The following is a 13628-nucleotide window of genomic DNA, read 5'->3' on the forward strand; positions in this document are numbered from 1 at the left end:
TTAGAAATATCTTGGAGATTTAATTTTTCCCTCTGGTTTTTTTATCACATCATATCGAAGAACTATTTCGTGACTTCCGGAATTATATCGGCCGGTAGTATTTGCAAATGACCAGTCAAAAGAATAGCCAATGAAAAACTGTTTGTGAGCCTGAATTCCTAACAAAGCCCCCAGCGCATCTCCGGTTCTGTACATTAAGCCTAAATGCAATTTATCATTTATAATAAATACAGAGGTAAGATCTGCTTCTACCGGTGCGCCAAATGTTGTTTTTACAAATGCTGTTTGCTTCAGCAAAATACTTTTATTGATATCTAATACATATCCTGTAATCAGAAAATAATGCCTTTGCTCTTTCGAGAGAACAGCTGAAGAAGTGCCTAATTTGTTTTCTATTAAACGTGGAGATGAAATTCCAACATAGAATTTTTTGGTAGAATAATAAATTCCTGTACCGGCATTAGGAAGGATGGACTGAACATTATTAGAAAAAGCCTGATCGTTTTGAACATCTAATTTAAGTGAAGAGACATTGTTTCTGAAAATGTTAACCATCCCTTTTAGTCCTACGGAAAGTTTAGCTTTTTTATTGAGTTTTAAATGATAAGCAGCATCAAGAGCAATCCAACTGCTTTTTGTAGGACCAATTTGATCATTAATAATACTCAATCCCATACCCAATTTTTCAGAATGAATTGGGCTATGTAAAGTAAACGATTGATCTATTGGCGCCCCTTCAAAGCTTACCCACTGTGAACGATGTATGCCGGTAAATGTAAGATTGTTTCTTGTTCCGGCATAAGCTGGATTTAACCATAATGTATTAAACATATAATGGGTAAACATGGGGTCTTGTTGTGAAACCATTACCAATCGAAATGAAACAAGAACAATAACTAAAATAAACTTTTTAATCATTTGGTTAAACCCCTATTTAAATATAAAAATCCTTTAAAAGTTTTATTTACTTTTTTCAAGTGTAAAATGTAATAATATGTCCCCTCCGGCAAATCGTTTCCTCCCAACAATATTCCTTCAACTGTTTTTCCGTCCCACGAATTATCGTAACTTATTTTTGAATACACTTTATTTCCCCAACGATTTAATACGATAAATTCATTATCAGGATAAAATTGAATTCCCCTTATCACAAACAAGTCGTTTACGTTATCTGCATTCGGAGAAAACCCTTGAGGGATGAAGAAATCAATTAATACTTGAAATACGGTGGGAATACTTTCATTTATTTCTTGAGGATTGCCATCTCCATCTGGATCCGGATCATCTCCGTTTGTTGAAATATCTGTTCCTGAAAATCCACCTGTAGGTTGAGAAGTTGCATAGGCAATGGCAGAATTTGTGTAAGACTCAATTCCATTTGGAGAAAATTTAATACGTAATGAAATAGTATCACTTTGCCCCGGCAACAACGAACTAGTAGAGCTTATTAATAACTCGGTATTGTTTCCATTCCCACTGAAATTCGGATTAGGAGTAAGAATATTGGCTAAACAAATGGGAGGCGAAATTAATGTGTATGTAGACGGAAGTGGAAAGACTTTATCTAACGTATCAAAAACTTGAATATTATAAATATTAAAAGTGGCAAAGTTTTTAACTGTAAATTTAAAATCTACGGCATAATCTTCACCGGGCAATATCAGCGGTTCTGATGCTTTTTTAGATAAACCTACGGGTATAGTTAGCGTACAATTATTCACAATAATTTCTAAAGTTTTGGAGTCTGAACAACCAAATATATTGTATCCTGTAACTGTATAAATTCCGCCAGACAATATGAAAGCAGTCACGCTACTTCCACCTAATACTAACGGACTCCAGTTGTATGTAGTTCCTCCAGATGCAGTAAATGTGACGGGAGCTCCTGAGCAGATCACACTGGGTGTTGCGCCGGCTGTTATTGTTGGGTTGGGATGAACAATTATTTCAACTGTAGCTGTACCAACACAGCCAATAGCATCAGTACCGCTAACTGTATAAATCGCGTTTCCAACAGGGGGGCTGACGACTAGTGTTGAACCATTTTGCCCACCCGGTGACCAAGTATAAGTGACCCCACCCAATGCAGTTAGAGTGCTAGATTGTCCATCACATAATACTGAAGGATTAGCTACAACACTTATATCAGGCCCAACAAGAACCAATACAGTAGTAAAATTTGAACAACCAAATGAATTTGTACCAACAACTGTATAAAGTGTAGTAACGCTTGGTGAAACAACAATAGTAGAGCCAGATTGACCCGTAGGAAACCAAACATAAGTGCTGGCACCTCCGGCTGATAAGGTGCTTGTACTTCCTCTACAAATTGCACTTGGGTTTGCAACTGCCGTAATGGTTGGTACAGGATAAACCGTAACCTGAACAGTTGTAGTGTCAGTACATCCGGCAATATTATAGCCAACCACAGTGTAAATAGTGGTAACGCTTGGAGAAACAGTAACAGTAAAGTCAGCAATATTTAAAGGAGGTAACCAATAATATCCCGAAGCCCCGAATGCTGTTAATGTACTTACGCTTCCCGGACAAATGCCTGTAGGGGAGGCAATAGCAGTAATGGTTGGATTAGGAACCACTGATACGCAGACATTAGTGAAACCGACACAACCGGATATATGCGTTCCGGCAACATTAAAACATGTAGAAACAGAGGGTGTAATTGCTACAGTGGGACTCACAATATTTCCGGGGGTCCATGTATAAGAAACCCCTCCAAATGCGGTGAGTGTACTGCTTTGGCCTAAACAAACAATAGAAGGGAACGCAGTGATTGTGGGAATAAACACAGAAAGTACGGTTACAACCGAATTTGTACAGCCAAAAGCATTGGTGCCAATAACGGTGTAAATAGTTGTTCCAAAAGGGGTAACGGTGTGTGTTGGACCGACAAGCCCTCCTGGAAACCAAGTATAAGATAATGCGCCACTTGCACTAACCGTTCCGGTGCCTCCGGCACATATTAACGTTGGACCCGAAACTGCAGTGAGTGTAGGTAATGGATTTACTACAACCATCACCGTTTTTGACGCAGAACATACCTGAATATTACCTGAAACAGTATAAACAATAGTTGCACCCGGTGTAACGGTTTGCACGGGACCTAATAAATTTCCGGGTTGCCAGGTGTAAGTGTTTGCGCCGGTTGCTGTAAGCACAGCGGTATTTCCTATGCAAATTACAGAAGGGGTTGCCTCTGCGCCTAATAATACCTCTATAACGGTTGCCGAAGAGGCAGCGGCGGTGTTATTGGCAATTGCGCATTCCATCGATTGGGAAGTAGCAGTACCCGAAAAAGCCGATATGTTTGTTAAGGTAATAATTCCTGATATAGTAAGGGTTGCGCTTCCAAAAGGATTCAGCGAAGGAATAGTCCAAAGAGGAGAAATAAAAGTGCCCGAACTGGGATTAGTAAGTGTGAAATTAACACCGGATGGAGTGGGAATATTTACACTTACATTACTAGCCGCATTGCAAGACATATTTGAAATAACAACAGTGTATGTTTTTAAGCCCCCTAAGCAAATTGGCGGCGAATTACCTGAAATACTTAACGCCAAATTTACTTTAGCTGAATTGTTTGGATAAACAACATTATTTATTATTGTTCCGTTTGCGCCTTGCGTAGCTCCATTGGGAATGAATTCACTTAAGCTTGGAGAAGTAGTTGTTCCGTTTGTTCCACCATTTACATTTCTGCTTACTCCGGTTGTGGTAGTTAAAATATATCCACCACCACCACCACCACCAGGACCGTTAGTTTCTGCAGCTGTTGCAGGATGATTTCCTCCCGTTCCTCCATTTGCATTAACAGTTATTCCAGAAATTGAAGCGCCGGAATATAAAATGACAGACCCGCCACCGCCACCGCCACCGGCACCATCTGTAAAAGGGGAGATAGTAGGTAAGCCATTATCGCCGTTCGCTTCAATTATGCCACTTCCCGTAATTCCTCCATCTGATGTAAAATAAATTATTCCGCCTCCATTAGCTGCATTTTGACTAAATCCATCGTCGCTATGTCCGGCACCACCTCCGCCACCCATGAAAAGTTTTGAATTCCCGGCGAAGTCCAATGGTTTTCCCCCATATCCACCAATATTATTTCTATTATCACCTAACCAGGCTACATTACCCGGGCCTTGTGCTGTTGCATCACCGTTTGCTGTAGATTGGGAGTATCCGCCACGTCCGCCCCCGGGCGATGAACTTCCTGCAAAACCAGGCGATTCTAAATTCCAACAATTTGTCCAAGCCGGAATAGCATTATTTGGAATTCCGTTGCCAGTATAACCTAAAAGTAGTCCGGCATTAGAACCACCCCCGCCCCCGGAATTATTAGAATTTCCTCCACCTCCGCCGTTTGCAGGCGCACCCCGCGCATATCTCCCTCCTAACAAATCATAATCGGATTGATTTCCAACTACACTTTCACCTTTTTCGCCACCGTTGTTTCCAAATGGGCTTACAAAATTAAAAACTGAAGAAAGGGAGGAGTTTGTTACAGCTGAACCGCCTCTGAAACCTTGTCCCGTTGCAGAAACAGTTCCGTTTATTATTACTGTACCTGATGTTTCTATGGCAACTATACCCCCATTATTTGCTACTTGACCCCATGGCCTTGATGTTAGCGATGCTCCTGCATTAATAGTAAGATTTGTGAATCTTGGAATTCGGACTACTTGAACTCTTTGTGTGTTACTTACAATGTAATTGTTTACAAGTTGGCATTGATTAGCTAAAGTTATAGTGTTGCCGTTAATTGATCCTGTTTCAATTAACTCATAATCACCAACACCATTATAAGAAAATATTGTTCCGTAAGAATTAATATTAAAACTTGACATTCCTGCACCTTGACATTTGATAATCATTAATAAATCACAATTCGCCAAAGCACTTTCGCCATAAGGATTGTTTTGTGGACCAGGAATAGCAGCGCCATCTAAATCATTAACGTTTGTAATAACGATAGATGTGCCACCACTAATAGCACTGATTGCAAGGTTGGTATATCTATTATAAATTACACCGTTGAGATTAATTACATTGGGCCCATCTTTCCCCTTTTGCGCGATAGTATAGTGGGTTGTGGAAAATTGGATAATTAAAAAAAAGATCAATTTTATTTTCCTAAAATGAAACAACATAAGATGATAATATTTTAGAAAAAGTGTTTGATAACATAAAAATAGCAAAAAAACTCTATTTTTATTCTATAAAAAGTAATTTTAATGGTTAAAGCGAAAAAAAAACTGTTTAAAACATTTAACGCCGTTCTTATAATTAAAATACTAAATTAGGCCGTTCAAAAATGAAAAGATATGAAAGAAGTATATATAGTTTCAGCTGTTAGAACAGCTATGGGCTCGTTTGGTGGAACTCTTGCTGCTACCTCAGCCACACAATTAGGAGCAGCTGCCATTAAAGGCGCTCTCGATAAAATTAAATTAAACCCAAATGAGGTTACAGAAGTATTTATGGGGTCGGTTTTACAGGCAAATCTTGGTCAGGCCCCGGCCCGGCAAGCTGCTAAATTTGCAGGATTACCGGACAATGTTAATTGCACAACTGTAAATAAAGTTTGCGCGAGCGGTATGAAATCAATTGCGCTAGCGGCACAAAGTATTATGTTAGGAGATAATGATTGCGTTGTTGCAGGAGGAATGGAGAACATGAGTTCGGTTCCTTTTTATTCGGATAGCACAAGATGGGGAGCAAAATACGGAAATGTAACATTAACGGACGGCTTAGCGAAAGATGGACTAATAGATGTATATGGTAATGTTCCTATGGGAAACTGCGCTGAACTGTGTGCTAAGGAACATAAAATTTCAAGAGAAGATCAAGATGCTTTTGCCATTGAATCGTATAAAAGATCCGCAGCAGCGTGGAGTGCAGGAAAATTTAAAGACGAAGTAATTCCGGTAACTATTAAAACAAAAAAAGGTGATGTTGTTTTTGCAGAGGATGAAGAATATAAAAGTGTAAACTTTGAAAAAATTCCGGGATTAAAACCTGTGTTTCAAAAAGACGGAACCGTTACAGCAGCCAACGCCAGTACAATGAATGATGGTGCTGCCGCTGTTATTCTTATGAGCAAAGAAAAAGCAGATGCATTAAGCATTAAACCTTTAGCTAAAATAAAGAGCTTTGCCGATGCTGAACAAGCCCCTGAATGGTTTACCACAACGCCGAGTCTTGCTGTTCCAAAAGCCGTTGCTAAAGCGGGTTTAAAGATGGAAGACATTTCTTATTTTGAATTAAACGAAGCGTTTAGTGTGGTTGGTATTGCAAATACTAAACTAATGAAACTCGATGCGGCTAAAGTGAATGTAAACGGAGGCGCCGTTTCTCTTGGTCATCCATTAGGAGCCAGCGGTGCCAGAATTATTGTAACTTTAATCCATGTTCTTCAACAAAATAAAGCCAAATATGGTGCGGCGGGTATTTGCAATGGGGGTGGTGGTGCCAGTGCAATGGTAATTGAATTATGTAATTAAAATATTAAAATATGACAACATCAGCAGAAACAATGAAAACAACGGCGCTAACTAATAAACACATTGCATTGGGTGCAAAAATGGTTCCGTTCGCCGGATATAATATGCCGGTTTCTTACGCAGGATTAAATGAAGAACATCTAACGGTTCGCGGAGGTGTTGGTGTGTTTGATGTTAGTCATATGGGAGAATTTCGACTTAAGGGAAGTAAAGCATTGGATTTAATCCAAAAGGTAACGTCAAACGATGCGGCTAAATTAGAGGATGGAAAAGTTCAATATTCATGCCTGCCTAACGAAAATGGCGGCATTGTAGATGATTTATTAGTTTATCGTTTTAAGGAAGACGAGTATTATTTAGTAGTAAATGCATCTAATATTGAAAAAGATTGGAACTGGATTTCTAAGTTTAACTCTTTTGGTGTGGAAATGACTAACCTTTCTGAAGAGATGAGTTTACTTGCAGTGCAAGGTCCAAATGCTATAAAAACTTTACAAAAGTTAACCCAAGTGGATTTATCGCAAATGGAATATTACACTTTTAAAGTTGGACAAATGGCCGGAGTAAATGATGTTATTATTTCAAATACCGGTTACACCGGAGCGGGTGGATTTGAAATTTATATTTTGAATAAAGATGCAGAGAAAATGTGGGACGCAATTTTTGAAGCTGGAAAAGAATTTAATATTAAACCAATCGGGCTTGGAGCAAGAGATACGCTAAGACTTGAAATGGGATTTTGCTTGTACGGAAATGATATTGATGATACCACATCTCCTATAGAGGCTGGTTTAGGTTGGATAACCAAGTTTACCAAGGACTTCACGAATAGAGCCGCTATAGAATCACAAAAAACGAATGGCGTAAGTAAAAAACTGGTTGGTTTTGAAATGATTGAAAGAGGAATTCCTCGCCATGATTATCCTATCGCTGATGCAAGTGGCAATATTATAGGTAAAGTTACCTCCGGTACTCAATCTCCAAGTTTAAATAAAGCCATAGGCATGGGATATGTAACTACCTCATTATCAAAGCCTGATACTGAAATCTTTGTTATTATTCGCGAAAAACCGATAAAGGCCAAAGTTGTTAAAATCCCGTTTTTAAAGAAATAGGGGCTTAATTTATTTTAACGAATAATAAGGCACTTTAGGTGTAACCTTTCAATTTATTGGGCGTAAAAGTATTACATACGCCCTATTTCGGCTACCTGTTAATCGACAAAAACAGAAGAGTAATCTAAAAGCAGAATCAAGGGAGTATTATATTTTTAACTTTGATTAGTCATGAAAAGAGTTTTATGCATATTGATAACTTTAATTGGGTCTGCTTTGTTTGCACAATCACAAACATCAGAGATAATTAATGGTGATACATGCAACAGAATTGATGCCGACGGTAAAAAGCAAGGTAAATGGATATTGTTAGGCAAACATAAACCATCCGCCACGTGTTTTAAACCCGAACAAGAAATTGAAAAAGGAGAATATTTGGATAACAGAAAAACAGGCATTTGGGTTGAATATTATTGCAACGGCAATTTAAAGAACAAACTTACTTTCGCAAACGGCAGACCTGATGGTTATGCCATCATGTACCATGAAAACGGAAAAATTTCTGAAGAAGGTAATTGGAAAATTAGCAAATGGGTAGGTAATTATAAATTATATTACCCAAATGGTGTAGTTCAGCATGAGTTTGTGTTTAACCAATCCGGTAAACGTGAAGGAAATCAAAAATACTTTTATGAAAATGGTCAAATGGCCATTGAAGGTAATTTTGTGAATGGACGCGAAAACGGATTAATTAAGGAATTTCATGAAAACGGCGATTTAAAAGCGGAAAAGAATTTTGCTGAAGGTGATGTAGATGTTGCTTCCATTAAAACATACGAGCCTAAAAAACCAATAGTAAAAACGGACAAACCATTAGATAATGCGCCAAAAATTATGGTGGGTAAGGATGAAGCCCCAAATGAAGCGGAAAAAAAGGGGAAAGGCCCAATGGTATTAAATGGAATGCACACCTTATATAATAAAAACAAACAGATTACTAAAGACGGAAACTTTGTGAATAATACGTTCATGGATGGTAAAGCTTACTTTTATAATGATAATGGCATACTCACGAGAATAGCTGTTTATAAAAACGGCGCATACATTGGCGATACACAAGTCGAAAAATAAGAAAGGAACCCGCAGATGCGGGTTTTTTTAATCTTAAAAAAGTATTTTCCTTAAATTTAAAAAATGAGTAAAGTGAAAAAAATTGATCTTGCCCTTCAGGGAGGAGGCGCACACGGTGCGTATACCTGGGGCGTGATAGATAGATTGCTGGATGATGAAAGAATCGAAATAGATGGAGTTTGCGGAACTAGCGCTGGCGCAATGAACGGCGTATGTACTGTATATGGAATTAAAAAAGGAGGCAAAAATTTAGCGAAGCATATATTGGTAAAATTTTGGCACCGCATTTCAGAAGTTGGCAAATTATCCGCCCCACAACCTTCCTGGTTAGATAAAATGGTTAGCCCCGGAAACATGGACTTTTCTCCCATGTACCGATTTTTTAATTTAACAGCCGAAACTTTATCTCCTTCACAATTCAATCCGTTAGGTTATAATCCACTTGAAAAAATATTAAATGATTTAATAGATTTTGAAGAGTTACAAAAATTAAATCCGCCAAAACTTTTTGTTTGCGCAACTAACGTAAAAACTTGCGAAGCTAAAGTTTTTGGCCCGACTGAAATCACTTCAAAAGCAATATTAGCCAGCGCGTGTTTACCGTATTTGTTTAAAGCCGTTGAAATTGATGGAGAGCATTATTGGGATGGTGGTTATATGGGCAATCCTCCACTTTGGCCATTAACACAAGGAACTGTTGAAACAGATGACATCTTGTTAGTTAAAGTTAATCCCTTTAAAATAAATAAAGTTCCCGAGAATGTGGAAGAAATTAAAGATCGGGTAAACGAAATAAGCTTTAACTCGTCATTAGCTTCCGAAATAAAACAGCTTACTTTTATAAATAATTTAATAGAAAAAGGAATTAATCCGGATGGAGATTTCAAAAAAATAAATTTACACTGTTTAAGCGCAGACAAAAATCTGGAAGAATTTAATCTTTCCAGTAAATTAAACACCAACTGGGATTTTTTAATGCATTTAAAAAATTTGGGATATCAGGCCTGCGATCAATGGGTGAAATTAAATTATGATAACATCGGTAATAAATCCACTTTTCACATTTAGTTTATGATTAGAAAATACATTCAAAAAGATTTCTCCGTTACAACCTGGGCATTACTAAAACCCTATTACGACGAATTGTTGGGCAGAAAAATTAATTCAATTTCAGAACTTGAGCAATGGCTTAAAGATAATTCTGAATTATCAGCAGTAGTAAGCGAAAACATGGCCTGGCGTTATATTAAGATGACTTGTGATACCAATAACGAAAGTTTACGCAATAGCTTTAACGATTTTATTCAGAATATTGAACCCAACATTGCTCCAATATCTAATGAACTCAATAAAAAACTATATGAGTGTGAATTTGCCGGCAAATTAACCAAACAGGGCTACGCTATTTATTTGCGTGGCGTTAAAAATGCAATAGAATTATTCCGAACGGAAAATATTCCCTTGCAAACCCAAATGCAAGAACTAGAGCAGGAGTTTGGAGCAATATCCGGGAAACAAAGTATAGAATATAAGGGCGAAAAAATAACGCTTCAAAAAGCTTCAATTTATTTAAAAGATTTAAATAGAAATATACGCGAAGAAGTCTATCACCTTATCCAAAACAGAAGAATGGACGATGAATCGGCCTTAAATGATTTATTCACTAAATTAATTGCGTTAAGACATCAAATTGCAAATAATGCCGGATTCGAAAATTACCGAGATTATAAACATAAAGCTTTAGCTCGATTTGATTATCAAGTGAAGGATTGTTTGGCATTTCACGATTCAGTTAAAAAATTTGTAGCGCCATTAATAGTACAAAATGATTTACGAAGAAAAGAAAAATTAAAACTATCTGATTACAGGCCCTGGGATACCTCGGTGGATGAGGATGGAGAAGCTCCTCTGAAACCCTTTAATGGGTCACTAGATTTGATTGAAAAAACAATAATGTGCTTCGAAAAAATTGATCCTTTTTTTGGTGAATGCATTAAAACAATGCATGAAATGAAACGGCTTGATTTAGACAGCAGAATTGGTAAAGCCCCGGGAGGGTATCAATATCCGCTTTATGAAACTGAAGTGCCTTTTATTTTTATGAATGCAGTTGGACTACACAGAGATTTAGTAACCATGGTTCACGAAGGAGGACATGCCATACATTCTTTTTTAAATGCAGGTTTGGAATTAGTGGAGTTTAAATCGCCACCAAGTGAAGTAGCAGAATTAGCAAGCATGAGCATGGAACTGATAAGTATGGAACATTGGGATGTTTTTTTTACCAATGAATCCGATTTAAAAAAAGCTAAACAACAACAATTACAAAGTGTGATAGATGCATTGCCTTGGATTGCGGCTGTAGATAAATTTCAGCATTGGATCTATCTAAATCCAATGCACAATACCGAAGAGCGCTATGAAAACTGGTTGGAAATTATGAAGGAGTTTGGAAGTAGTGTAGTAAATTATTCTGGCTTGGAAAATAATTTAAAAAGGAAATGGCAAATGCAATTACACTTGTTTGAGGTACCTTTTTATTATATTGAATATGGTTTTGCTCAATTAGGAGCAATTGCTATGTGGAGACAGTACAAGGAAAATCCGGTTAAAGGAATTGAAAATTATAAAAAAGCACTTTCATTAGGATATACGGCTAGTATTCCTGATATATATGCTGCCGGCGGAATAAAATTTGATTTTAGTCCGGAATATGTAAAGGAGTTAATGGAGTTTGTTAATCTGGAATATCATTCTATTTAAAGAATTGAAATGGAATGAACACATTCAAAGAATGAATTTATTTCTAATTTTATTATTCCTTTCTTATTTGTAAAATCACTATCTCTATTTACAGAAGATGTAATTCCGTACCAGGGTTCTAAGCAAATAAACTGATCGTTGTTTTTTTTGCTCCAAATTCCGAAATAAGGCCAGCGCTCACATTCAATAATTATTTTCCGATCCGATTCTGTTGATCCAAAACTAATTTTATTAATTTGATTGTTTTCTAAAACCAATGCGTCGTTATCAAATAAATTTGTGTTTAACCAAAGTTTATGATTGTCTAGCTGTAGAATGCGTTTGTTGTTAGCCAATAATCCATCTTTTAATTCAGAGAGTTCTAGTTCGTTTTTTTCAAATTCCAAATAATGATTCTGCAAATTTTTTGCATTTTTATCCAGTATATTAAAGCCGGGATGTGCGCCAATGGAAAAATAGATTGTTTGAGTGTCTTTGTTGACTACGGTATAGGTTATTTGAAGTTTATTTTTATTTAACTTATAATTAATATTTAACTCAAAAAAGAAGGGAAATGATTGTAGGCTTTTATCTGAATGATTTAATTGAAACAAGCATTCTTCATTATTGGAATGAATTAAAACAAATGTTGAATCTCGCGCAAAACCGTGCTGAGGTAATGTATAGTTGCAATTGTTAACGCTGTAATGGTTATTAAATAATTTCCCAACAATTGGAAATAAAACAGGGGCGTGCCTTCCCCATATTTCCGGGTTGGCTTGCCAAATATATTCATGTTGTTGGGTATTTTTTATGCTAACAATTTCAGCGCCTTGATGATTTAGTTTTACGGTTAAATATTCCGAATGGAGATCAACAAACATTATTTTATTTTTTTAACGCGCATAAAACTCCCGTCGATATAATCTATTCGACTAACAAATATTCCGTAAGGAGGTTTTACGGCGGATAACGCCTTTTCTGTGGCCGAGCCTAACTTTTCTGCAACAGCTACGCTTATTTCATACTCCGCATTATCGTTTGTTACCTTGGATTTGGCAGCATAAAACAATTCGTTGTTTTTTCTTTCGATAATGCACGATCCATGATCGGTACAAGCGTATGGAACACCTTTGTCTACAAATCCAAAAACATCGTTTCCGGTTAAAGTAATTAATCGTCCTTCTTTGTTTTTTACTTTAATTCTGGGATTTGTGTTCCATTTATATTGAATTTTTTCAATTGCATAATCCGGTTTTTGATTTTTAAATGAATGAAACGACAAATAAACACCATCAGTGAATTTATCAGTTGAATAAACTGGAATTATTCTTTTTTCATCATTTTCAATTCGTACAATATCCGAATAAGCGTAAGCAATTTTGTCTACCGGATTAATTTCGATTCCGGCTTCAATCAAACGCACAAAATTAGTTGAAGCATCGTGAAATAAAGTATCTGTTACATCTGTTCCATTGAGTGTAATAAGCGTGTCAAAATCTTGTAAGCGATAATATTTTTCATTTATATTGGCAAAAATAATAGCTCTCATAAAGCAGAAACCATATTCAAAATCAATATCGTTTTTTTCAACAAGTTTAAATTTTCGTAACACCAGTAGTAATTTGTGTTTTGCATTTGCCGTGTCAGAAGCGTAAAGGGCTTTGTTCAATTGATTTCTGAAACTTAATGATAAAACAATGTTTGTTTTTTTACGATTGCTTAGAATAAAGCCGTTATCAAGGGTGTCGTATCTTAAGTCAAGTAAATCTATGGATTTGTACTGTGATGTAAAATCGCGGGATTCAGGTATGGTAATAGTAAATTCTTTGGTTTGCGATAAGGATTGGTTATAAAGAAACAAACAAAGAACAAAAATTATATTTGGAATTAACTTTATAATCATTATAGAAACATTATGCCTTTAATTAACATGGCTTTTCGATAAACTTTTATGATATCATCTACTGCCACAGTAACTTGTTTGGCGGTAATGCTGGTATATTTACCATTTTCGCTTTCTTTGATATGTATATCGGCATCTTCATCAAATAAATTTTCAACTAAAGCAATATTTCTGTTGCTGCTTTCTACAATGAATTTAAACATATAAATTGTAGGGAAAGAGGTGGTTTCCACCAAACGCTGTTTAAATTTATCCAAGTCTTCTTCTTTCACT

The 13628-nt window shown here is 36.5% G+C and carries 10 protein-coding genes; 5 read left to right on the forward strand and 5 right to left on the reverse strand.

The window, feature by feature from the left end; genetic code table 11:
• Together IPM51_14405 and IPM51_14410 are read right to left on the reverse strand one after the other, a co-directional pair.
• The gene (locus tag IPM51_14405; GenBank protein MBK9285492.1) at nucleotides 1-918 is read right to left on the reverse strand and encodes a type IX secretion system membrane protein PorP/SprF; all 918 of its coding nucleotides are present in this window, start codon (nucleotides 916-918) and stop codon (nucleotides 1-3) included.
• Nucleotides 915-5141 carry a gliding motility-associated C-terminal domain-containing protein gene (locus IPM51_14410; GenBank protein ID MBK9285493.1) on the reverse strand — a complete coding sequence of 1409 codons (4227 nt, stop codon included), beginning with the start codon at nucleotides 5139-5141 and terminating at the stop codon, nucleotides 915-917. Before IPM51_14410 ends, IPM51_14405 begins: the two co-directional genes overlap by 4 nt.
• A 201-nt stretch (nucleotides 5142-5342) precedes the next feature.
• On the opposite strand from IPM51_14410, the gene IPM51_14415 reads away from it, so the two are divergent.
• The 5 genes from IPM51_14415 to IPM51_14435 all read left to right on the forward strand — a co-directional run bounded on the left by IPM51_14415 (nucleotide 5343) and on the right by IPM51_14435 (nucleotide 11470).
• A complete protein-coding gene (locus tag IPM51_14415) occupies nucleotides 5343-6521 on the forward strand; it encodes an acetyl-CoA C-acyltransferase (protein MBK9285494.1) in 1179 nt (392 codons plus the stop codon).
• A 32-nt stretch (nucleotides 6522-6553) separates the two neighbouring features.
• Nucleotides 6554-7636, forward strand: coding sequence for a glycine cleavage system aminomethyltransferase GcvT (gene gcvT, locus IPM51_14420; GenBank protein MBK9285495.1), 1083 nt, complete (start codon nucleotides 6554-6556; stop codon nucleotides 7634-7636).
• Nucleotides 7637-7807: 171 nt separating this feature from the next.
• Nucleotides 7808-8707, forward strand: a complete 900-nt coding sequence (locus IPM51_14425) for a toxin-antitoxin system YwqK family antitoxin (protein MBK9285496.1) — start codon at nucleotides 7808-7810, stop codon at nucleotides 8705-8707.
• Nucleotides 8708-8770: 63 nt separating this feature from the next.
• Nucleotides 8771-9775: a patatin-like phospholipase family protein gene (locus tag IPM51_14430; GenBank protein MBK9285497.1), complete on the forward strand. Its 1005-nt coding sequence runs from the start codon at nucleotides 8771-8773 to the stop codon at nucleotides 9773-9775.
• Between the two features lie 3 nt (nucleotides 9776-9778).
• Nucleotides 9779-11470 (forward strand): M3 family oligoendopeptidase, encoded by a 1692-nt coding sequence (locus tag IPM51_14435; protein ID MBK9285498.1) that lies wholly within the window; start codon nucleotides 9779-9781, stop codon nucleotides 11468-11470.
• Here the strand turns inward: IPM51_14435 and IPM51_14440 are convergent.
• From IPM51_14440 to IPM51_14450, 3 genes are read right to left on the reverse strand one after another with little or no spacing between them, the layout of a single operon-like run.
• Nucleotides 11467-12333, reverse strand: coding sequence for an aldose 1-epimerase family protein (locus IPM51_14440; protein ID MBK9285499.1), 867 nt, complete (start codon nucleotides 12331-12333; stop codon nucleotides 11467-11469). The genes IPM51_14435 and IPM51_14440 overlap by 4 nt on opposite strands.
• The gene (locus IPM51_14445) at nucleotides 12333-13355 is read right to left on the reverse strand and encodes a hypothetical protein (GenBank protein ID MBK9285500.1); all 1023 of its coding nucleotides are present in this window, start codon (nucleotides 13353-13355) and stop codon (nucleotides 12333-12335) included. Before IPM51_14445 ends, IPM51_14440 begins: the two co-directional genes overlap by 1 nt.
• Entirely contained in the window at nucleotides 13355-13627 is a 273-nt protein-coding gene (locus IPM51_14450; protein ID MBK9285501.1) for a DUF493 family protein, read from the reverse strand. Before IPM51_14450 ends, IPM51_14445 begins: the two co-directional genes overlap by 1 nt.
• Nucleotide 13628: the final 1 nt, after the last annotated feature.

The sequence above is a fragment of the Sphingobacteriaceae bacterium genome (assembly GCA_016715905.1).
In the GTDB taxonomy this organism is placed as follows: domain Bacteria; phylum Bacteroidota; class Bacteroidia; order B-17B0; family Aurantibacillaceae; genus Aurantibacillus.